Raw genomic sequence first — 23,129 nt, 5'->3', positions numbered from 1 at the left:
TTATCCAATAGAGAAAACAAGCTCTACTGGGGAGCAACTTGTCAGCAATGGCAAAAATCGGAAATATTCTTACTACCTCTTCAAGTTGTACTTGAGAGGGGAGTTTAGCCATAAATAATCAAAAATATCTATTTAAGCTACATGTCTATATTCGTTAAAAGGCAAGTACTCTGATTTTCTTTTTACTACCGAAAATACTCTATTGATTAGTTTCGCTTTTACAGCATTAAGTGCTACACACCTTTCTTTCCCTTGCTTTTTTTTGCGGTGATAATATTGCTTCATTTCAGAATCGTGTTGTATGGCCGTACAAGCACAGTTACTTAATAAGGCTTTCATCTTTTTATTTGCTAAAGGACTTACTCTTGTTTTACCTCTAATGCTAACACCTGAGCTGTGCTCAAAAGGAGCAACACCACTATAAGATGCAAACTTTCTCCCATTTGTAAAGACTGTGAAGTTTTGGGTATAAACCAAAAAGAACAGCCCAGTTATTAATCCTATTCCTGGAACACTGACCACTAGTTTATAGTTTTTCTTCATGTCTTCATCTCTGGCTACTATTTCTCGCAGTTTTTTGTTAAGCTCTTTGAGTTGGATCTTTATTATATTCAGTTGCTGCTCAGACATAGATATTAACAAGCTATTGTCTATCAAATCGTTAGTATCCTTCATATCTTGGATATTAATCTCTAGGGAGACCTTTGTTTTAATCGCCCTTTCACGGTAGGCAAGAAGGTTTTTAATCTCTAGTATCGTTTTGGAGGGAAGTGGTTTGGAAGTTAATTTGTGCCTTCGGCTAAATAGAAAATCTACAATCCTCCAGGAGTCCACTTTATCATTTTTCCCTCGTTGTATGCCTATAGAACGTTTAATTTCTAATGGATTTTCCAATGAATAAGCAATCCCTTTTTGTCCTAGATATGTACATAGATGCAACACATATATCCCTGTATGTTCCATACCAATAAAAGTTCTACTAAAATTCACCCCTTTTTGCTTAAGCCATATCTCCATCTTCCCAAAACCTGATAAGGTATTGTTAAACTTTCTATGGATATACTTTTCAGGATGCACTTCATTACAGCAAGCTACATCGAAAGTAGCTTTAGAAATATCTATTCCGATAAACCAATCGTATTTCATATTTTCATTCTCTGTTTAGTTAAACCATTATACCTTTAAGTTGAAATTACTATGCCCTTTAATAAGCCTGATTGCTTAAAACTCTAATTGGTACTATTTCAACCTAACTGAAACAAAGGGACTGTATCGAGCCTTAAACCTTTAATGTTTACGGCAGTCCATAGTTCACCCCTCGTTCCAGAGGTATTTACTTTTATTTTTAAAGTTACGGGCTTTTGAGTGAATCTTGATATTTACAAATCTAAAGGGCAGTCCGATTGTTTTGTGTACATACTTATCATGTTTAAATAAAAAGAGTTTCCTCTTTTTATCATTATGAAATAGTGGTACACTTTTCAACCGAAATGTGGGATAGTTTCTAAATGAAATATACAATCTTCTCCAAATATTTTGTCCCGTATATAATGATCAGCTTCAATACTCCAGTGCGCCCTTACAGCTTGGAATAACTCTATTCCAATATCTTTACAATTACGATGAGTCGCCTTCTTATTAGAGATATAGTAGTAAGTACCTACGTTTTTATTACCTGTTTTCATATTAGTGCGTTCTCGTTCTACCACCATGAGTTTAGCTACTCCGCTGTTATTCCAAACTCTAGCAAACCAACTTGGATCTATGTGATAGCAATAGCCTTTTCTTCTCTCTATTCGGCCATGTCCTTTCTCAAATATGTCTTCACTCCAAAATGTCATTTCAGTTTGATGGATGTCTTTACAAGCTTCTAGGAGGTGTTTTTGATTAGCCTTAACTTGAGCCAGATAAGTACCCTGTCTTTGGTGAATGGCTGTCATCAGATGAGCACTAGTATGCAGTGCATCCAGACTGTAGCAACATTTTAGTGACTTTTGGTTTTCAAAATATGTTTTTACCAATGTTTTTTCAGAACTCTTTGAGCCATCATAATAACAAATGACTTTGCTACTACTATCATGATGATTAAGTATTCTTACTATATTTTCAGACCGTTTTTGCCCTGCAACTCCATCTATGCTTCCTCGTAACTCCGCTTGCAGCCGCTTCCCATCAATAGCAAACCAAGAGTCAATACCATTTTTATGTTGATGGCTAATGCTTATTCCAAAAAAGTCTTCATTTAAGTAACTACATAAAAGAAATAAAGCATTTAAAAAATGTGTAGCTTTGAGTTATGAGACAACATCGATTTATCAAAGCAAGTAAAGAAGAAGTTGAATTATTAAAATCTCAACTTAAAAAACCAATGAGCCGACAGGAATCTGTTCGCATAGAAGGTTTATTGCTGAGTATAAAAGGCTATACTATGGAGCAAATCGTAGATATATTAGAAGTAAATCGAGATACAATATCTCGTTGGTTCAACCGATGGGATCAAGGAAAAATGAACAACTTGGCTAATCTTCCTAAAAGTGGTCGAAGACGTATTTATACAGAAACAGAAGAAAAAAAATGATCCAAAGAGCCTGTTTGGGCATCCAAAGGATAAAAGTATTTCTTCAAGAAGTGATTACTAGTACAGGTAAAAGTTGCCATGTAGAAACATTAAAGTGTATTTTCAAAAGAAATAAACTGGTATGGAAGCGCTATCGAAAGAGCTTAAAACCAGAAAGAGATGAAGTACTTTTTGAGTTTTTCAAGTTAGAATTAAGCTGTCTAGATCAACAGGCAAAGGAAGGAATAATAGATTTGATATTTATGGACGCATCAGGTTTTAACTTAAACCCCAATGTGCCTTATGGTTGGCAACTGATAGGACAGCAAATTTTGCTTCCTGCTAAACGTAGTTCAACTAATTGGACAGTTTTGGGAACACTTAATATCCACAGACAAAGCTTTTACGGTTATATAATGCCAGAGGCATGTACAGCAAAAACAGTGGTTGAAGTATTATCTAATTTAAGTGACAGAATCAATAAAAAAACCGTAGTTGTATTAGATAACGTCCGGCATGGAATGCACCAGTACACAAAGCAAAAATTGTAAAAGAAAAGTTATCAGAATGGCGTGAAAAAGGGCTTTACCTACAATTTATACCTGCCTACAGCCCTGAACTCAATAAAATAGAGATATTATGGTCGCCATGAAATGGAAGCAAATGAAATATTATTGGTTGGAGACGAATGATTATCAATCCCAAAATACTCTATACCAAAAGATTATTGAAATCCTTCAGAATTATGGATCTAAATACTCGATTTCTTTTTCTTAACTACTTAATTGGTTATAGGAATGAAAGTCGAGTAGCTCTAATAGTCTACCAAGTTGACTCCGAGAAATACATTTGTGAACTACTAATCCCAATTCATTAGCTAGATAAGTATATTCTTTTTCCATCATTCTGTGCACTGAAGAAACTGTAATATGACCTGTTAAACGTAACATACTATATAAAAAACAATAAAGTACAAAAGCTTGATCATGTCTCTTACCTCTATTGTCTCTCATGTCCAACAATTCTTGTAATTTTTGGTAATAACTACTAGTTTCGTTTTTTTAGGTTGTTTCATACTATCTTAATTGTAATGTGAGAATTCTTTTTTGATAGTATAACAACCTAATTTTTTATCCAAACTTTTTTTATGAAAATGCCCTATATACTAATAATAATCCTTAACCTTTGTGTGGCTTTTCAACAGTAGACCTCTACAATCTATTATAATTGGTAAAAATGCTAGCTAGGGGTTAATTAAAAAATAGCGTAGGCTTAATAAAGGAGTTGAAGACCTTGTTTTGAGAGATAATAGACGCATTCACATGCTATTGATGAAATTATTAGTCTTGCCTGCAACATTTTAAAGTATATGCAACAATTTCACAAATTGTCAAAAAGTTAAATCAAGACATTCTCACCAGAATTTTTGTTATGGATATAGATATGTTTAAACTTTTGGTAATGTTCTTTTTCAAAGAATCAAAAGAAAAAGTATATTATAAAAATAACAAGAAAAAAAAACTGATATTACTTGTAGATATATAGAAGTGATTTAAAAATAAAAGTTAACAAGATTTGAAAAGTCACAAAGGAGAAGGGAAATAGTGGAGCGAACCAACCTCTTTACAACCCCCTATGCGACTCTTAGGTAAAGATATCATAAACAAAGAAATAATGCTCCATCTGCATATAGGTAAGTCAAACGGATTCAACAAGCGACATGGCCTTCGGCGAGCCTTTTGCGAGAGGTGGAATGTATTGTTTATAAATTGAAGACAGGAGTCCAGTGGCATATGCTCCCTGTATCATGCTTCTTTCATGGTAAGCCAATGAGCTGGGGATCAATATATTACCATTACGGCGGTGGTGTACAGATGGTAGCTGGGAGCGGCTGTGGAACGGCTCTATGAAGAAATATAAGAACAAATTGGATCTTTCAAGCACTGATATGGATGGCAGCTATACACCTTGCAAGAAAGGTGGGGAGCAAGTCGGATATCAGGGAGGGAAGAAGGCCATGATGAGCAATATGCTACTTTTGACAGGTCATTTTGGAAGCGTGATTGCCTGTACTGAACCAGTCGATGGGGCTCACCATGACTGTTTCTAGATTAAAAAAGTGCTGACAAAAATGTTGGGTGACTTAAGGGCAAAAGAGGTATGCACAGAGGGCCTTTTTTTAAATGCAGACCCTATATTTGATTGTAAGGCAATGATGGAACTATTAGAAAGTGAATGAATAGATGCCAACATCAAGGAGAAGAAAAGGATAATAAACATGATAGCTATCTATTTGATAAAGAGCTATATAGCTTTTACAATCATCTTCCACAAGCACAAAAAATCATTAACACTTATTTTTAAATCTGTTCATAATCATGAAACTTTACATTAAATATATGGTCAGTTTGCGATGCAAAATGATGGTAAAAGACGAACTTATAAAATTGGGCTTACATGCAAGTATTGTAGAACTGGGCATGGTTGAAATTCTAGAAGATATTACCCAACAACAGCATGATGAACTTAAAAAAAATCTGAGCAAATCGGGTTTGTATTTATTAGATGATAACAAGAGTATTCTGATTGAAAAGATAAAAAATGTTATTATAGAAATGATTCACTATTCAGATGAATTACCCAAAGTGAATTACTCCGATTACATCAGTGAGAAATTACACTACGATTATACCTACCTGGCTAATACATTTTCTCAGATAAAAGGCATCAATATACAACAATACATTATTTTACATAAAATAGAAAAGGTGAAAGAATTGCTGATCTATGATGAACTTACTCTTTCCGAAATTTCCTATAGGTTACATTACAGTAGTGTAGCTCATTTATCTAATCAATTTAAAAAGATAACTGGTTTAACACCTTCATTTTTTAAAGCAATGAAGAAAAAACGTAGAAATAATTTAGAAGATCTATGATATATGTAATAGTATAATATTACAATGTAAAGCATTCATTAATAAGAATACATACATTTGGTGTAACTACAATGTTATTTCATTAAAACTTAATGAATATGTCTAAACAAAAAGAAGGTAAAGCCAAAAATGGTAAAACCCAACCTCAAAAAAGCTTAAAAGAAAAAAGAGCCATTAAGGCAGCTAAGCGAAAAGATAAGAGGCATGAAGATTAAATAACATATAACAATGAAAGCATCACAAGATTTTTTATAAACTAACTATATGCTTAACATTTTTCCTACTTATATTCAGACTTAATGTTTAGATATAGATAGGATTTTTTTTTGAATTTGATAGTACATGTTTAAAAATTTAAGGCTTTTTATTATCAATTTGTTGCATTTATGTAATTTATATTTTTTTAGTAGATAACCTTTAATTTTCATTGAAGCTAATTTTAGTAATTTAAACAGGCTGTTTTAAAGATGGCTATATTTGAGATGATGCATAAAGACAAAAAATCATATAATTCAGATAAGATAATAACTGAACACCATAGAAAAATAGCTAATCATTTAGATAAAGCTGCAAAATATCATCTTGAAGCGGCAAGTCTCTATGAAGTTGGACAAAATATCCAAGCTGCACAAAATATAATAGCCGCGCAAGGACACCTATTAATTGCTAATGAAACGCAACATGAGATTGTACGTCTGCATGCTTTAGAAGATGAAATACAGTAAATTTTAATTTTAGATTACTTTATTCAGTATGCCATAACTTGATAAGTTTATATGTCATAAGTACAAAAAACAAAGTATACATCTGAAACAATAAAAGGTTGAGCCATAAAATTACAGATCTGGTGGGTGTAGGTCCAACTTCTCATCTATTTTAATATAAGCTAATTCTTCATTACTATTTAAATAAAGCCTCACCCCAATAGATATCTATGATTTCTATAACTCTTAAAATAGATATGTAATACTTTAGGCTTTGTGAAAGATTACATTTGACAGATTGATTTTTACAATGTTTTTAAGATAAAAATGAAAATCGAAATAGATAACAAATTTAAGGAAGGCGATGTAGTCTTTTCAAAAAAAGATACGTCTTTAAAGCTAATTGTGAGACGCTATACACAAAAGATTTATTACTGTAAATTTCCTGATGAACCTAATCGAAAAGAATTGGTTTTTTTCGAAAGAGAGTTATTTTCAAAAGATGATAAAAACCTTTAAATAATGAGTGTTTATAAAACAATCTATTGTTTTAGGTTGATTACTTTATAGAAAAAATTGGTAATAATTTGGGGGAAATTGTAGCAATCAACAAATGTTGTTGATGTATAATTTTTACTATATAGAATTTTAAATGAAATTCGTCAAAATGAGCTATTCTTAAATTATTTACCATTTTATAGTTCACCACACCAGTATTTGGGATTTTTCATACGATTGAAATTTGAGGGAAAATAAGCTATCAAATTGATCGGCACTCACTTCCGAATTCATTTTTTGTAAAGTCTTTTCAATTTGGAGTTTAAAGGAGTTATTATCCTTACTATAATGTTTTCCAAGCTCTTTTTTTACCCACTTCCATTGCATGGCACCCATAACCTTTCTATCAGATTTTAGTTTGGGGAATAAGCTGGCAAATACACCAATTCAATATTCCAAGCGGCTGCAAGCAGTTCTGCATCTTCCTTTACCCAATCTGTTTTTTGGTAACGAGCATTCCATGCTGGGCATTGTCTAAAATCAAATAAAGCTTTTTATCCATGTTTCGATAATGATAATTTCTTATCCATCTCATGTAATCGGTAAAAGTTCCAGCCCTGATGGAGATGTCATTAACCAGACTTAGTATTTGTCTTTTTGCCAGACCCAATCCGGGAAGAACATTGACTCGATGCTCGGCACCCGATAACGACCATGAGAACTAGGGTTGTAACAAGGTTTTTGACTCTATAGGAACCGCTCAAACTTACCTTGCACAAAGTGAGCACTATCTAAAAAAAGTAGATCAGCAGACCCGCAGGCCACTTTCCGCAGCAATGGAAACAAAGTTTCTGTCTTAAATACTTCTTGTCCTTTGAGCCATTCTTCTGACAATTCACCTCCTGGAAAGGGCGTGGTTTTTCTATACCTAAACCCTAGTTCTTTTATGAAAATTCTTACTCGCTGCAGGCTCCGCTCAATCCCTAATTCCTGTCTGATCCATTCTCGAATTGCCGAGACACAATCTGGTAATATATTATTGATCGCCTCGCAGATTTGTTCCTTGTGTTCCATTAATTTGGAAACCGGTTTTTTATAGTTAAGACGTCTTAATAAATACAGGCCTCCGTCATTATAAAGACGAACATACTTGGTAATCGTATTGGGTCTCAAGCCTAAAATATAAGCACATTCTCCTCGTCTAAACCCTTTATAAAGTAAGCATATCATATGAAATCTATCTCGAATTATTGGGTTTTTATGTTTTGCTTCCAGCTGGTTTCTAAGCATATTTGCCTCGGAGGCATCAGTTTTACTGATCTCTATTGCCGCCACGGAGTGGGAAGCATTATTTATAGTTTGGTCACTTAAATATAGTGCTTCCTTTTTTATCGCAACCTAACGTTGCGGACTATAGATTAGCATTAATGCTGTCTATTTTAGTTATCAAAATATTAGATAATTAAATAGAATGATAGTTTTACTTTTAAAAACAATGTTGATAATGGTACAAATAATACTAAGCTTTTTTTTAGCGAATATTTTGTTAGTGTGTATTACCAGAGGTCTTTTACGATACAGAAAAATAAAAAAATATAGTTATGCTTATTACGATTCATATCCTTTAGGTTTCATTGGTAAATTATATCATAATTTCTATCATCAGCTTTTTAAATTAGATACAGTTTACATTTCATTTATTTTAACAGTATTCGAAATATTTATTTTTGTTATAGAAAAGTGATTTCTTTCTTAGAAAAAAAATCTTCATAAGTCACTATGCACTAGTCTTTTATTAGATTAAAGAGACTGTTTTCCACAGTTACATTCTTTTTTTAAAAGAAAACTTCATAAGAGAGAGATGTTTGAAATTTTTTGTCAATTCCAAACAATGTGTTTCCAATAAGCTATTTATAAAAAAAAAGCTTGATTCAAAAAATCAGGCTTTAATAAATAGCTAGTAGGTATCACTAGCCAGAAGTTTCAGACATTAGCATTCCAGTCAATCTATATTTATCATGAGTTAAGTTTTTAACACATGCCCAAAGATTGAGAATTTTAATGGATAATGCTTTACATAAAAAAAGTAATATTTGTATTATTTCTCTATTTCTAATCTTCCATAGCAATGATTATATAATGAGTTAACTATGCAGTCATTACCTAGAAGTATATATCAAATATTAGATTTGTATCCAACAAAACCACTCTACACTGAAAGTACAGAGTGGTTTATTGCCTTATTTAAAGCTAAGGCTTAGTTCTAATTTACATTCTGCTTTTCAAAGTATGGTTGTATGCTATTTTTAAACTTAAAGTAGGAGCCCTCTTAATTAACCTAAGCTCTACATCACCAATTAAATTTCAACAAATCTGCCAAAATTACGTCAATTGCCCTATTTTCTCCGTTCTGGATTCTGATTATGTTTAAATGGACTTTAATAGCACCATATAATTATGAAAAACAGGCAACAGTATAAGCAATTAGTATTTCTAGGATTTTTCCTTTTATCATTTTTGAGTTTGGATATTGCTGCGCAGAGTATTGTCGAAAATGGAATTTTCCAGAAGTATTATTTTATGAATACTAAGTCGTTGGAGCAGTTGGACGAGTTGAAAAGATTAGCTTGGTCGGCTAATAGCAAGTTCGTTGATGTATCTCAGGTAAAAGCCGATGGAAAATATCTTGCTGCCCAAAAAAGTAAGAAGAAGTATGATGAGCTCACTTTCACTTTGGATGGTAGAAGATTGGTAACATCAGGCAAAGTTTACTTTACCAAAGTTACTATTTATAGCCAAGGTGCTTACAGACCTAAAATTGAGGGAGTGAGTATAGTTCCTAGCTCAGATGTGTTGTATCAAGGTAGTGGTAAACTGTTTGCCAGCATAAATGATATTGAAGGGAATACGATTAAACCTTCAGGTAATATGTACAATGAAGATGGCAGCATTCTTTATAGTGAAGAATTAGACGAAACTGGTCAGTACATCTTTAGAACGGCCAGAAAGCCAAATGGAGAATACGATTTTATGCTCTATTCCAACATTGGAGGGATGCCTTATGTGCATTCTAAAATTGGCGCTTATACAGAAAATATGGTATATCCTTTTAACCCCTTAGGCACTTATAATAAGTTTATTGCACCAAGAGCCAAGGAAACTTCTTTAATTAATTTCGAGAATGGGGATCGATACATCGGTTTCTCTACTGCCGGTAGCTACGATTCGCGCAGATATGGCACTTTTACTGGTTATATGGTACCATTATTTATGGAATATGGCAATGGGGGGGTGTTCTTCCTAGAGCAACCTTGGTCCGATGTTCCATATAAATGGGCATTGGTAGTGGATGGCGAAATTGAAATGACCATTCCAGCAATGGAGCAAGAAAAACCTCAAGTAGACAGCCTGCTTAATAATTTGGTAGTTGATATGGACTATTATGGGTCTTCTTATTTGAATAAAGGAACAGATGACGAAAAAAGCATTGTTTTTGGTACCATGTCGGGTCATGTGCTAAGTAAAGATACGGCTAATCTAACAGGCTATGGGATTAAGTTCCATACTTCCGATTCTATCTTTAAGGGCGACCATTCTTATTTGGAGGTGGGCAATTTCCAAAATGGAAAACTACATGGCATGGGCTATAGGGTGAACATGACTAGACTTTATAATGATAAGTATTCTGGGAACCCTAAGAACGAAGATGAAGATTATCTTGCCTTTGCTACGCGTGTAAAAGGTGCTGCAGGAGTCTTTAATAATGGCGTTTTGGTAGATGGGCGCAAGCTAGAGATTGACAATGGACGTAAAACTTATAAAAATGGAAACCGCTGGAAATATATATCAGTTAAAGGTTTTGCCTTTATTGGCAGAGTGCCTCTTAGCTTTAAGGGAAGCGTTTATTATGGAGAAATGCCATATACTGGAATGACAACAGACAATCCATACGTGTATATATCTGAAATACAACGCTTAATCAAAGTACTAGAAGTTGATACTAAAAACAAGGCTATAAAGGTGATGGGAGACTATGGCGAACCCGTATGGCTAGACGAAAACTCTGGGCCAATTTATTGGTTATACTCTGCCAAAACAGTTACTCAGACTTTTTGTCCTAAAACCATTACCAGCAAAAAGTATAAGGAGATCAATGTGCAAAAATCCATACCGCGCAATACCACCACAGTACGCAAAGTAAATGGTGCTATAGTAGACTATTACTATACCACTCATAAGAGCGACCCAATAGAATATACAGTAAAACAGACGGTGTTAGATGGTTATGAAACCGTAACCTGTCCAGTTTGTCATGGTGAAGGAATTGTAAGTGTGCAAGCAAATAACAGTCAGTATAAACAGCTGGTATTTAAATGATTGAAGGGGAACATTTTGATCTTGCTTTATGGTAAAATAGAGTATAATAGATTAAAAAACATGTAACACAGCTTAGCATATTAGGCATATATTATGTCTTTTATGATTTGTGATGAGATAAGAGTATACTTTACATAAAGACATATTTGACTTGTTTTGGTGTGATAATCAATAAGTTATAAGATTCTCTCAGGTTTCAAAACTATCTAGAAATACTCATAAAGGTGTTTGTATATTTTTCGTAAGTAGTTGCAAAAAAAATCAATACTGATAATCAGCAAGTTACAGCATAACAACGTACTTTCTGAATTTAGAAGCAAATTAAGCCATGATTGTACTGAAAAAATATTTCAAGACGAGTCATACTCAAACGGAGTGAGTTTTTAGCATCGAAATCAATGCATCATATACATTATCTGAAGAAATACCATAACCGTTAATAAGCAATCCTTTCACGCCAAACCTAGGTGAGGAAATGGCATAAAGTATTGCTGCATCATCAGGATTCGATTCTCCTTCAAACCGATACACTTTATCAATCTTAAAATCTTTTTCTGACAATTTAACACTGTTTTTTAAATAGACTAAATTTTCATTGCGCACATTAAAGTCAAGTATATATCCTTCTTTTTTTAAGCCATTTATTGTTTCTGATAATGTGCCATAAGATTCTTTCATAACTCGACATTTTGTAAAGCTCCAATTCTGTTAATGATTTCTCAACTTTCCTATGATGGTATCAAGCGATACCTTTATCTTATCAATTGCGCCCTTTATTGCTTGATCATAGGTATTGCCTAATGCTGATGTCACAATTGGCTGCCTTCCCTTTAATCTTGCTTCCAGCAGGCATTTTTTATCATTCAGAGCATCTTTATTTCCATTCTCATCAGAAAGATGAATCTCTAATCTTGTCAAATAATCTTCAAACCTTACTAATTTTTCTGTCAATAGAGTTTCTAGTTGGTTTGCATATTCTTTATGCACGGTTAAATTTTTATCTGTATTAATTTGCTTGGTCATACTTTTAAGATTGTTATATAATTTTATTTTTTCTCGAAATGTTAGGATTGCTGATCTCATATTTTGTTATTACACTCAATGAATGCGAAGTGATTTGGGAAAAATAAAATTCTAAAATTGCCTTTTATGGCATCATGCCCTAATTTCTGAACTGTTAGGATTCCCAAACCACTTTATCTTTAGTATATAAATACAGGGCTTTTTCATAAAAATCATTTAAGGCATTTCAGTGCCAATCTTCTGTCATAGTTCATCTTTTCCCTAAATACAGTGATGCTCTGCATATCATTGTTACGTCTGATAAGGTTGACAGCTACATTGATAATCGCTGCTAATGCTCTTGCCCTCCATTTGTTGAAGCACCTTATCCTGTCCTCCCCAAAACCCTCGTCACGGATAAAATGATCGGACTCGATACGCCAATGTCCCCTGACGGTATCAAAGAGTTCCTTGCCGATGTTTTTATCCTTGCCATTTTTTCTACTGCTCCTGTTGGATATGTAGCTTGCAGCCGCAAAACTGGTCTCCAAGCTCCTCTTACCAGTTTTTACTTCATACCTTTCCTTTTCTACCACCATCAGATCGGACAGTCCACTGCTTTTCCAACTACTGGCGAACAAATCTGGAGCGACATGGTAATGGTACCCTTTACGTTTCTCTATTCTACCATGTCCCTTTTCGCATATCTCGTCCATCCAATCGGGAACCTCTGAACAATGGATATCCATACAGTCCTCCAGCAGGTATTTCTGATTATATTTTACCTGTGCCAAGTAAGTATCTTCACCTCGGTGTACTGCTGACAGCAGCTCCCTATCGGTATGCAGGGCATCGAAACTGTAGGCATCCTTCAATAGCCGCTTTCCATTGAAATATTGTTTTACCAACTTTTTCTCGGAAATCTTTGAGCCATCATAATAACATATCGTCCTGCTACTAGAATCAATATGATTTACCATTCTGGCGACCATCCTGATGATGTTCTCTGCCCGCTTCTGCCCAGAGGCCTTGTCTATACTGCCCCTCAGTTTCGCTTGCAGCCGCTTCCCATCAATGGCATACCAAACGGTGTCTTCCTCATCGTTACCCAGGTTAAGCTTGACACCAAAGTGCCTTTCGTTCAGCTCATTGTATGAATGAAAATCAAGTAGTTCGAGCAGCCTTCCAAGCTGGCTACGCGAAATACATTTCTCTACCAATATGCCCAGCTCAGTAGCTAGAAACAAAAACTCACGTTCCATCATGCGGTGTACACTCGATACTGTTATCTTGCTGGTCACCCTGAGCGTACAATAAAGAAAGCTGAACAGTACAAATGCTTGTTCATGCCGCTTCCCTCGCTTCCAGCCGGGATTATCACGTAAATCTAGTAAACCTTGTAATTCCCTGTAATATCCGTTACCTTCGTTTTTTTAGGTTGTTCCATATTATTGAGCTTTGCGGCTGCAAGCGATGTGAAGGTTAATTCTCAATAATAGAGCAGCCTTTTTTTAAACACAATTTTTTATGAAAAAGCCCTGTATATAAATATTTTTATTTTTGCGAATGTCAAGGAGATAGCAGCTATAATCTTGACATTATTTTCAGCAGCTTGTTTTCCCTCTCTGAGGCTATATCAGCGAGTTCTTTATATTCAATTATTTACATATAATCCGCAGGATCAGAAGCAGAAATTTCTACATGGTCAGCAATTTTTTTTCTGAAAGATCATATTACATAGCAGCATTGTTCCAATTTTATCTTCTTAAGTAATGCTTTACGAGCATATGGAGCACCGCAGATATAATTATTACTATCAAACTTTTCCTTTAATGTGGCCTTTATAACAATTTCAGTTCAGTAAGTATGCCAAAGCTTCTGCATTAAGCGACCCAGTAGCTTTTTCCAGGCGATTACTAAGACTCCAGATAAATTATTCTACTGAAATAGTATTCCATAATTAATTGGGATTAGTTTATTTATTGCTTATTCCTTCCATGTGTCCCATACTATTATTACCTGTCATATTTTGTAACATCTGCATCATTTGTGTGTTTTCCGACATAGTCTTAATCATTCCAGACATCATAGTGCTGTCACTTTTTGCTGTTTCCATCATAGCTGACATCATCCTTTGCATCATGGCCGGATTATCTTTCAGCATTTTCATCATAGAATTTTGATTGCCCATCATAAGTTGTTGTGTCATCATTCCATTGTTGCTATTCATCATAGTGCCTATCATTTCTCTCGACATAATACTATCACTAGCAATCGTGTCCATGATTACTTTTCTTGTTCTTTCGTTTGAAAGTCCCTGTGTTTGACCTGAGATGGACTGGCAGGATACGAATATCGCTGCCAAAGCTATTGTCAATATTACTGTTTGTAGTGTTTTCATTATTGTCTTTTTCTTAACCTAGATAAACTTATCCGGAATAAAAAGGTACAGAATTTAAGCCTCATCTACATTACACAGTTAGTCATAATAGTTACATCATTCACACAATTGCTTTCTATGTTATTTTGTTAGTTTTCCAAAAGCCTATCAGTACGATATATTAGCAATGGATTACGTTTATCCACTGGTAATTTAAATCATTTAGGTATTCAACGAGCTCTAAATCTTCGATAAGTTATTAGAATAAACAGCGTGATTGAACCTTATTTCGTAACTTTTATTATCTGCTACAAATTCATTTGAGTTATTTAGTAAGTTTAAGCAAACTAAATATCTACTGCAAGCTTAGAATCGAAGATATTTCTATTAGACGCTATTGTGATCAGCCTTTGCCTAAAGTTCTTAGATTGGATCAAATATAAAACCACTAAAGGGGCTCTGAAGGTGTATACTTTACTTGATTATGATGGCAAACCAGCTTAACATCATTGATGTAATTCAGCTAATAAAGGTGCTTATATATCCTTTTATTAGCTGGTAGCATAATCGTGGCATATTGCTTTTATAATAATTTTTCTTTGCTAAAGGTTTGGTACAGCAAAAAGGTCTTCTTTGTCATCCGAGATAAAAACAACCTGTATTTTAAAGTAGTAAAAAAACGTCTGCTACCTGAAGATCGTCGTCATCACATCCTAAATTATCTTGAATGCTATTTTATCCAGTTAGCGACTTTGTAAAGTTATCGGATTTTGCAGATGTCAGGTTAAAGAAGTGAAAGGCCGAATTAGCAAAATCATTAGAATGTCAGTGGAAAAATGACCTTTTGTTTATTGGTCTCAGAAATGGGTTCAAAACCCTGTACTTTCAGTACAGAACTTTAGTACTGCGAAAAAATATAGACAGTATAAAGTTAAAAATTAAATTGATATTATTTCAAACAAAGGACTTTAAGTCCTCTATTAAACCTCTGTACTTTCAGTGCAGAGTGGTTTAGTATAAGAGACTGTTGGGAGAGCTACAGGTATTACAGGTCAAGAATTGATGACTTGGACAAACGAATTGAACATACTTAATCCTATTTGAGAAAGTATAGATAAATTTTCGAGACAGAATCATTTTGTTAGTGGTTATCACTCAGTTGGCTAAGATTAGCCCCTCATAATAAGATAAGTGGTGGTAAGGTCCTGAGTAGTCGGGAATAATCAGCTAATGCTATAGGTAATAGTAAATCACACCCATTTAAAAGATTCTTTAGCCGTATCGTATATAAAAAAGACCATTGTTCTGATGAGACAGCCTCAACCAGAAAACTGGCTGTAATAATCTAAAGGCTGATTGTGTAAAAAGAAGATTTTAATCCGATACTCATGATATAAGGAAAAAGAAAGATTGAAAAAGATTATTTATGTCATGATAAAGGTACTTGCACTGAATCTGAGTGATGCAGAAAATGCAGCGATCTTTATCTGAGGAGAACACATGTGGTACAATATTGTATAGAATCGCCTTAGAAATTGAAGTAACTATATTCTTGACGAAGCTCTTCCCAATTGACGAAGCATTCTTATATGGTCGCAGAAGGCGATTATGAAAGATTTCTTAACATGATAAGGCATGCCAAACTCTCGTGCTGTTTCTGAAACAATCTCAGATATTTTCTGGTAGTGTATGTGACAAACATTGGGAAATAAATGGTGCTCTATCTGAAAGTTAAGCCCTCCGATAAGCCAAGAAAAAAACCTCCTTCGAGGGGCGTAATTAGTCGTTGTAACCAACTGGTGTACTGCCCAGTCATTGGCAATAATACCCTTTTCATTAGGCTGAGGAAATACAGTATCAGGCATAACATGAGCAGTTTGGAAGATGATGCTAATACAAATCCCAGTGATAAAATGCATGCTAAAAAAAGCCAACATAATGACCTCTGCAGGTAATGGTACCATAATTAATGGCAAAATCAATACATAGGAATAATATATCCCCTTCCATAAAATAATATTCAAAAGTTCTTTTCTAAATTCACCCTCCCCATTGAAGAACCCCATTTTCTTATAGCGATTTATTCTTACAAAATCTTTCACAGTAATCCATGAAATGGTAGATAAGCCGTAAAAAATCCATATATATATATTGAAAACGATGCAACCAATATCTTTTAGCATGTGGAGAAAAGCGTAAGAAAATGGGGGCATTAATGTCATCATCAACATCGTCAATATTGGTATAGGTATGATGGAGTACGTTATGCTGTATCTTCCAAACACTGGCATTTGCCCCGATAAGATTCATTGTATAACCAACATATTTGTTAACAGTGCGGTTTTTTGAATACGAGCCATGTATGGCATCATGCATCACTCCCATACCTATGCCAGCCATTCCCAATCCACTGATGATATACAATACAAATAGCAATAATGGACTAGCAACAATTCCTGTGGTGATAGTGATAAGAGGTATAAAGTAAATGGAAAGCATAAAAATAGTTTTTACTACCATATTACCATTGCCATATTTGCTTTTATTATTTCTATTGAAATAATCATCCACCCTTGTTCGCAAGGTTTTTGCAAAATCAGTACTTGTGGTTTTTGAAAATTTTAAATTTTTGATAATTGTAATGTTTAAATAGCCCTTTATTTTTTAATGTTCCTCTGCTGTGTATACTTATTTCGGTTCCCTGAAAAGGGCAATTGTTTGCCCTTTTTTTAGCGCCTATTTAATAGGTCTGTAGCTCTGCAAAAAGCAATTCAAGCTCTTCTCTGGTTTTCTTAAGTTTAACAGAAAGTCTATCCATCATACTCTCTCTTTGCCCATCCATAAAGTCAAAATCCTTATCGCATAAAATTGGAAATCTCCTTTTAAGCATAACCTTTTGTTCCCTCCAACTTCTTAAAATTTTCATTCTCTAAAACTTAATTTATTATGTATAAATTGTTTGCCAATAGTACTCTTATTTTATAATTCTATGGCTTTACGAAGATCGATATTTTCTAAGCATCATATGTTACATGTTAAATTAAATTAATTATATGTTTCGCACTTTGAGAAAAAAAGAGTGTTTTTTTGACCTGCCTATTATATACTTTTTATAGCACTAAAAACAACAAGTTATGATTTTTGTGGATTAATTTACATCTGCTCAAACATTTTACTTAGAAGGTAAGATTCCTAAAATATGGGATAAATGTAATTATCGTCCAAACAATGTAATACTTTAAAAATAAGTAACGGCTAACTTTAAAGAATGAAGTGTTCAATTTTGAAGTTAAAAGTTATAAATTTTTATGCAAGCAATTATCAAATTCCTCAAAGCATTTTTTATAAAACATCTAGTATTTAAAATTCTTTAATTATGATTTATATAGTAATTATTTCATTTATAATTAATCTTTTGATTGTTGGTATTATTCGAGGCATTTATAGATATACGATCCTAGAGAAATATTCCTATTCTTATTATAATTTCCCCCCTCCCAATTTTATTTGGAAGCTATTTCATAATTTTTCTCATCAGGTTACAACTCTCAAAACATTATCTATAACATTGATATTGACAGGAATTGCCTTTTTTATACTATATATTTATTGAGTAGGTAGAAATTTTAATGCTCTCAGAAATAAGTTTAAAACCCTGACCTTTCTTATAAAAAAAAATCTCATTATAAGAATTTTAGCATTGAACCTGTCTAAAGTTAGTTAGGGTAAATTTTTTTGGAAAAACCGACAAAAAAGCCGAGCAAATTGAGATTAAACCAGTTCTTGACTTTTTTCTCATATCGAATTAATAATGCTTTGTAAGCGTCTAGCCAGGCAAAAGCATGCGCAATAACAGTGCGTTGTTTATAAAGCAATGGGTCAAAATATTCATCTCGGTCTGTTAAATTACCTTTTCTTTTATTCAAACAGATATTAGGTGTTATTCCATATTCAAAGCAGAGCGTCCTGAATGCATTACAATCAAAGCCAGCATCAGCATTCATAAAAAGACCATCTGTGCAAATACCCACATTTTCAAGAGTTTCTATCATTTCTTTAAAATGTTTTTCAATCTCATACAAATCATTATGATTCCCTTTTTCTGGTTGACTAGCTGCCAGTAAAACTCCTTTTGCATCACAAATACTAAGTGAGTTAGTGGTCTTTGCTGATTTTCGCCTCTGATAAGCTATAGCTTCTCCTCCTTGTTTAGAGGGTGTGTGTGTACCATCCATCTGAACACTAGATAGGTCAAGTTGATCTTTATTTTCAGCAACTAAAGTTTCCCATCCTAATTGTCAACAGTTATCATTGTACCAACGGTTATAATGGTGGAAGACACTTTGCCAGCTATAAGGTTCATCCATATATTGGCCTATAGGTATTTCTCGCCACTGGCATCCCGTTTTCAAACGATAAACAATCAACTCCACAATGCTAACTAGCTTCTCTTCAGCTAGTTTAGGGCCGTTCTTACCTTGTGATAAATGTGGTAATAGCTTATTTTTTACTTTAGACAGGTTCATTTTAATACTTCTTTTTTTATACAACCAATAAAAAGTATAAGAATTTATTTACATTATGTTATTAGATGATAAAATGCAGATTAAAAGTTGTAAAATGTCTGATTGTCATAAATTCTTTCAAAAAAAGCCTAGTCTTAAAATAGACCATCTTCTTACCAGATAAATACTATTATTAGTTACTTATTTAAGTAGAATGAATTCCACTTCCGATTTAATAGAAGGAGCTTTAGAAACTCCATTTTTCATAAACTTATCGTTAGATTGGTTGAAACACACCCTATATTACATCGACAGTTAAAAGTATAGGAGACCTAAATCGACATACCTAAATTATTTTATAGGGTTACCCATTTAAATCTCAGTGTTTAAAACCCTTACTATCTACAGGATTATCTTATCTTAAAATAAGCATAGATAAGATGAAAATAGATAAAGGATTAACAGAAAAAGTATTTAAAAACAGATTTGGGACAAAAGAACAGTGTTTAGCCTATTTACATGATCAGAAATGGAGTGCTGGTTACCATTTTCGAAAATGTAGGCATACTACTTTTTGTAAAGGCAAACAAGATTTTAGTAAACGATGCTCTGCTTGTGGTTATGATGAATCTGCCACAGCTCATACCTTATTCCATAAGTTAAAATTCGGTATAGACACAGCTTTTGCCATGGTTTATGAGATTATTACCAATAAAAAAGGCGCTAATAGTATTTATTTAGCCCAACGTTTTGGTGTTAGACAAACGACAGCCTGGTTATTTAGACGTAAGGAGCAACAGGCTATGGGCAGTAGCAAAAAATCCCCCTTAGTAGATCAGGTGCATGCAGATGAGTTTGAAATAGGTACTCCCCAACAAGGAGAGCAAGGTCGTAGTCATTCAGACAAAAAAGTCAAAGTGATAATTGCCATTGAATATAGAGTTGGTAATGATGGCAGGGGTTCCCCCGAGGGATATGCTCAAACCATAAAAGACTATCGTGCTGAGAGCTTAAAACCTATATTCAAAGATCATATATAGTCTGCAACGCCAAGTTGTGAGAAAAAAAGGAAGCATTATATTTAAGTGACCAAACTATAAATAATGCTTTCCCACTCCGTGGCGGAATAGAGAATCTGATGCCTCCAAGGCAAATATGCTTAGAAACCAGCTGGAAGCAAAACATAAAAACCCAATAATTCGGGATAGATTTCACATGATATGCTTACTTTATAAAGGCTATAATCGAATACAATGTGCTGAAATTTTAGGTGTAAGCCCAAACACAATTACCAAGTATGTTCGTCTATATTAATGAAGGAGGTCTGAGTTCACTGAGTTGCCTAAATTATTAAAAACCAGTATCTGAGCTAATGGTACATAAGGACAAAATCTGTGAGGCAATCAATAAAAACATGCCTGATTATGTCTCGGCAATTCGAGAATGGATCAGACAGGAATTAGGGATTGAACGAAGCCTACAGCTGGTAAGAATTTTCATTAAAAAATTAGGGTTCAGGTACAGAAAAACCACACCTTTTCCGGGAGGAAAGTTATCAGAAGAAAGGTTCAAAGAACAAGAAGTATTCAAAACAGAAACCTTGTTTCCATTGCTGAGGAAAATGGCTTGTGGGTCTGCTGATCTACTTTTTTTAGATAGCGCTCACTTTGTACAAGGCAAGTTTGAACGGTTCCTATGGAGTCAAAACCCTTGTTATAACCCTACTTCACATGGTCGTTATCGGGTGCCGAGCATCGAGTCAATGTTCTTGGCGGATTGGATCTGGCAAAAAGACAAATACTAAGTCTGGTTAATGACATCTCCATCAGGGCTGGAACTTTTACCGATTACATGAGATGGATAAGAAATTATCATTATTGAAAAATGGATAAAAAGCTTTATTTGATTTTAGACAATGCCCGGCATGGAATGCTCGTTATCAAAAATGCGATTGGGTAAAGGAAGATGCAGAACTACTTGCAGCCACCTGGAATATTAAATTGGTGTATTTGCCAGCTTATTCTCCAAACTTAAATCTAATTGAGCATTTATGGAAGTGGATGCTGATCAATTTGATCGCTTATTTTCACTCAAATTTCAATCGTATGAAAAATCCCAAATCCTGGCGTGGTGAATTATAAGTAAAAAAGCAGCCATAGTTACAGATGGTTGAAGTGGATAAACCTATCAAAAAGTTATACAAGAACATGCGTTCACAGTTATCAAACAAAGGTGAAAACTTCACCATGTTGCACCAGCAAATTAGGAATTTGAAAAATTGGTTGAGAGGCACACATTCCTATTGCGATAAAAGGTTGTTGAATGATTGCCTAAACGAATATTTCTTTAGATTTAACCGCAGGAATTTTAGAGAATCAATCCTAGATAAATTACTTAAAAGAATGACTGAGAGTAAACCTAAAACCTATAGTCAAATTATTTGTACTGCGACTTAGATGGGTAACCCTATTATTTTATACTATTTTAGCTTTAGAATATAATGTCAGTAAAATATCATTCTTTTCTAATGTTTCATCATCAGAAAGTTCTCTTTCAAAGTAAATTAATTCTTTTCGTTCAGATTCAATTGGGAATTTGCAGTAAAATATTTTCCTGATATAGTACCTGACAATTAGTTTCAAAGAAGATCTTTTAGTATAATTATACTCTGAGCTACCTTGTATTTATTGTCCATTATTTTTTCCATCTTTCTTTTATATTAAGTGATATTTTATAAAGCTACAGTTAAAAATAAGATTGGTAAGCAATTAATTTGTTATTATAAATGTTATTTCATTCAAATTATAAAGTATTATATAATCAATTTGAATAGTTATATATATAGTCAGGGCTTTTTCATAAAAAATTGGATATGAAAAAAGGCTGTTCTAAACTTGATAAAAAACTCTCACATTCAATATCAGGATATGGAACAACCTAAAAAACGAAGGTTGCACCCGCGGTTGCACCCGCAATAACAGATATTATAAGGAATTGCAAGGCCTGATAGATTTACGTGATAATCCCGGCTGGAAGCGAGGGAAGCGGCATGAACAAGCATTTGTACTGTTCAGCTTTCTTTATTGTACACTCAGGGTGACTGGCAAGATAACCGTATCAAGTATACATCGTATGATGGAAAGGGAATACCTATTCCTGGCCACTGAGTTGGGATTATTGGTGCAGAGTTGTATTTCTCGTCCGCAGCTGCACTGCGCCAGCTCGGCAGATTATTGGAACTGCTAGATTTCCATTCTTACAATGAGCTGAACGAAAGGTACTTTGGCATCAGACTGGATGAACAACAAGATAGTGAAAGCTTCAATTGGTATGCTATTGATGGAAAGCGGCTGCAAGCAGAGCTGAGGGGCAGTATAGACAAGGTTGTTGGGCAAAAACGTGCAGAGAATATTGTGAGGATGGTCGCCAGAATGGTGGACCATCAGAACGGATAAAGCAAGATATTGGGCTATTATAATGGTTCGAAGGATTCCGAAAAAAGATTGGTAAAGGGATATTTCAAAGGAAAAAGTGTACTTAAAGATGCCTATAGTTTTGATGCCTTACACACTAATAAGGAGCTGTTGACAGTGATACACCAAGAAAAGGGTACTTATTTGACACAGGTTAAGCGTACCAAAAACATCTATTGGAGATCTGTAGAGACATACATGATACGGAAATGCCCCAATGGCACGATGAGATGTGGGAAAAATGTCATGGTAGGATAGAGATGCGGAAAGGATACCATTATTGGGTAAACTCAGAGTGGTTTGCAGACGATTGGAAGGACAGTGGGCTATCTGATATAATGGTAGTGGAAAAGGAAAGGTACGACGTGAAAACCGATAAGAGAAGCTCGGAGATCAGTTTTGCGGCTGCAAGCTACATATCCAACAGGAGTAGCAGGAAGAATACTGAAAACAAAGATATAGGCAAAGAACTTTTCGGGACGGTAAGGAAGCATTGGTGCATAGAATCTGACCATTTTGTACGTGATGAGGGCTTTGGAGAAGACAGGATAAGATGCTTCAACAAATGGAGGGCAAGAGCGATAGCTGCCACTCCGTGGTGGCCATTATCAACGTTGCCGTCAACATAATAAGAGGCAATAACGATATGGGAAGTATTACTGTCTTCAGGGAAGAAATGAATTATGATAAAAGA

Annotated in this window: 23 protein-coding genes and 1 pseudogene; 11 read left to right on the top strand and 13 right to left on the bottom strand. The window is 34.3% G+C overall.

Annotated features, from left to right (window positions below):
- Positions 1-132: 132 nt before the first annotated feature.
- A complete protein-coding gene (locus OQ292_RS39500; protein ID WP_284686060.1) occupies positions 133-1,146 on the bottom strand; it encodes an IS110 family RNA-guided transposase in 1,014 nt (337 codons plus the stop codon).
- A gap of 335 nt (positions 1,147-1,481) precedes the next feature.
- Positions 1,482-2,195 (bottom strand): ISAs1 family transposase, encoded by a 714-nt coding sequence (locus tag OQ292_RS39495; protein WP_284689733.1) that lies wholly within the window; start codon positions 2,193-2,195, stop codon positions 1,482-1,484.
- Between the two features lie 101 nt (positions 2,196-2,296).
- On the opposite strand from OQ292_RS39495, the gene OQ292_RS39490 reads away from it, so the two are divergent.
- From OQ292_RS39490 to OQ292_RS41290, 3 genes are read left to right on the top strand one after another with little or no spacing between them, the layout of a single operon-like run.
- Entirely contained in the window at positions 2,297-2,578 is a 282-nt protein-coding gene (locus OQ292_RS39490; protein WP_284689682.1) for a helix-turn-helix domain-containing protein, read from the top strand.
- Entirely contained in the window at positions 2,575-3,108 is a 534-nt protein-coding gene (locus OQ292_RS39485; RefSeq protein WP_284689681.1) for a transposase, read from the top strand. The genes OQ292_RS39490 and OQ292_RS39485 overlap by 4 nt, the downstream gene beginning before the upstream one ends.
- The gene (locus OQ292_RS41290) at positions 3,102-3,209 is read left to right on the top strand and encodes a transposase (protein ID WP_431733819.1); all 108 of its coding nucleotides are present in this window, start codon (positions 3,102-3,104) and stop codon (positions 3,207-3,209) included. The genes OQ292_RS39485 and OQ292_RS41290 overlap by 7 nt, the downstream gene beginning before the upstream one ends.
- Before the next feature lie 121 nt (positions 3,210-3,330).
- On the opposite strand, the gene OQ292_RS39480 is transcribed toward OQ292_RS41290, so the two are convergent.
- Positions 3,331-3,570, bottom strand: coding sequence for a hypothetical protein (locus OQ292_RS39480; RefSeq protein ID WP_284689680.1), 240 nt, complete (start codon positions 3,568-3,570; stop codon positions 3,331-3,333).
- Between the two features lie 1,365 nt (positions 3,571-4,935).
- Here OQ292_RS39480 and OQ292_RS39475 point away from each other — a divergent pair.
- From OQ292_RS39475 to OQ292_RS39465, 3 genes are all read left to right on the top strand, one after another.
- Positions 4,936-5,496 (top strand): helix-turn-helix domain-containing protein, encoded by a 561-nt coding sequence (locus tag OQ292_RS39475; protein WP_284689679.1) that lies wholly within the window; start codon positions 4,936-4,938, stop codon positions 5,494-5,496.
- A gap of 467 nt (positions 5,497-5,963) precedes the next feature.
- Entirely contained in the window at positions 5,964-6,221 is a 258-nt protein-coding gene (locus tag OQ292_RS39470; RefSeq protein WP_284686528.1) for a hypothetical protein, read from the top strand.
- A gap of 306 nt (positions 6,222-6,527) precedes the next feature.
- The gene (locus OQ292_RS39465; protein ID WP_284689678.1) at positions 6,528-6,719 is read left to right on the top strand and encodes a hypothetical protein; all 192 of its coding nucleotides are present in this window, start codon (positions 6,528-6,530) and stop codon (positions 6,717-6,719) included.
- Positions 6,720-7,445: 726 nt separating this feature from the next.
- Here OQ292_RS39465 and OQ292_RS39460 read toward each other — a convergent pair.
- Complete coding sequence (locus tag OQ292_RS39460; protein ID WP_284689677.1) at positions 7,446-8,033, bottom strand: helix-turn-helix domain-containing protein; 588 nt, start codon at positions 8,031-8,033, stop codon at positions 7,446-7,448.
- 1,122 nt (positions 8,034-9,155) lie between these two features.
- Here OQ292_RS39460 and OQ292_RS39455 point away from each other — a divergent pair.
- Entirely contained in the window at positions 9,156-11,075 is a 1,920-nt protein-coding gene (locus OQ292_RS39455) for a hypothetical protein (protein ID WP_284689676.1), read from the top strand.
- 366 nt (positions 11,076-11,441) lie between these two features.
- Here OQ292_RS39455 and OQ292_RS39450 read toward each other — a convergent pair whose 3' ends face one another.
- The 9 genes from OQ292_RS39450 to OQ292_RS41285 form a co-directional block, all read right to left on the bottom strand.
- Positions 11,442-11,753, bottom strand: a complete 312-nt coding sequence (locus tag OQ292_RS39450) for a phosphoribosylpyrophosphate synthetase (RefSeq protein WP_284689675.1) — start codon at positions 11,751-11,753, stop codon at positions 11,442-11,444.
- A 30-nt stretch (positions 11,754-11,783) separates the two neighbouring features.
- Positions 11,784-12,098, bottom strand: a complete 315-nt coding sequence (locus OQ292_RS39445; protein ID WP_284689674.1) for an HPF/RaiA family ribosome-associated protein — start codon at positions 12,096-12,098, stop codon at positions 11,784-11,786.
- A gap of 212 nt (positions 12,099-12,310) precedes the next feature.
- On the bottom strand, positions 12,311-13,342 hold the full coding sequence (locus OQ292_RS39440; protein ID WP_284689673.1) for an ISAs1 family transposase: 1,032 nt from the start codon (positions 13,340-13,342) through the stop codon (positions 12,311-12,313).
- Between the two features lie 710 nt (positions 13,343-14,052).
- Positions 14,053-14,478 (bottom strand): hypothetical protein, encoded by a 426-nt coding sequence (locus OQ292_RS39435; protein WP_284689672.1) that lies wholly within the window; start codon positions 14,476-14,478, stop codon positions 14,053-14,055.
- Between the two features lie 1,523 nt (positions 14,479-16,001).
- Positions 16,002-16,640, bottom strand: coding sequence for a fatty acid desaturase family protein (locus OQ292_RS39430; protein ID WP_348970714.1), 639 nt, complete (start codon positions 16,638-16,640; stop codon positions 16,002-16,004).
- Positions 16,528-17,040 carry a fatty acid desaturase family protein gene (locus OQ292_RS41070; RefSeq protein WP_348970712.1) on the bottom strand — a complete coding sequence of 171 codons (513 nt, stop codon included), beginning with the start codon at positions 17,038-17,040 and terminating at the stop codon, positions 16,528-16,530. Before OQ292_RS41070 ends, OQ292_RS39430 begins: the two co-directional genes overlap by 113 nt.
- 157 nt (positions 17,041-17,197) lie before the next feature.
- Positions 17,198-17,383 (bottom strand): hypothetical protein, encoded by a 186-nt coding sequence (locus tag OQ292_RS39425; RefSeq protein WP_284689671.1) that lies wholly within the window; start codon positions 17,381-17,383, stop codon positions 17,198-17,200.
- A gap of 790 nt (positions 17,384-18,173) precedes the next feature.
- Entirely contained in the window at positions 18,174-18,692 is a 519-nt protein-coding gene (locus OQ292_RS39420; protein WP_284689670.1) for a transposase family protein, read from the bottom strand.
- Between the two features lie 63 nt (positions 18,693-18,755).
- Positions 18,756-18,983, bottom strand: coding sequence for a transposase (locus OQ292_RS41285; protein WP_431733816.1), 228 nt, complete (start codon positions 18,981-18,983; stop codon positions 18,756-18,758).
- 419 nt (positions 18,984-19,402) lie between these two features.
- Between OQ292_RS41285 and OQ292_RS39415 the strand changes: the two genes are divergently transcribed.
- The 4 genes and pseudogenes from OQ292_RS39415 (at position 19,403) to OQ292_RS39400 (ending at position 23,064) form a co-directional block, all read left to right on the top strand.
- Complete coding sequence (locus tag OQ292_RS39415; RefSeq protein WP_284689669.1) at positions 19,403-20,002, top strand: hypothetical protein; 600 nt, start codon at positions 19,403-19,405, stop codon at positions 20,000-20,002.
- 332 nt (positions 20,003-20,334) lie between these two features.
- Positions 20,335-20,766, top strand: a complete 432-nt coding sequence (locus OQ292_RS39410; RefSeq protein ID WP_284689668.1) for a hypothetical protein — start codon at positions 20,335-20,337, stop codon at positions 20,764-20,766.
- A gap of 124 nt (positions 20,767-20,890) precedes the next feature.
- Positions 20,891-21,103, top strand: a pseudogene (locus OQ292_RS39405) (transposase); the annotation flags it as partial.
- Positions 21,104-22,611: 1,508 nt separating this feature from the next.
- On the top strand, positions 22,612-23,064 hold the full coding sequence (locus tag OQ292_RS39400; RefSeq protein ID WP_284689667.1) for a hypothetical protein: 453 nt from the start codon (positions 22,612-22,614) through the stop codon (positions 23,062-23,064).
- Positions 23,065-23,129 lie beyond the last annotated feature (65 nt).

The organism is Chondrinema litorale, assembly GCF_026250525.1.
Lineage (GTDB): Bacteria > Bacteroidota > Bacteroidia > Cytophagales > Flammeovirgaceae > Chondrinema > Chondrinema litorale.
This window is presented reverse-complemented; position numbering and strand designations above follow the sequence as displayed.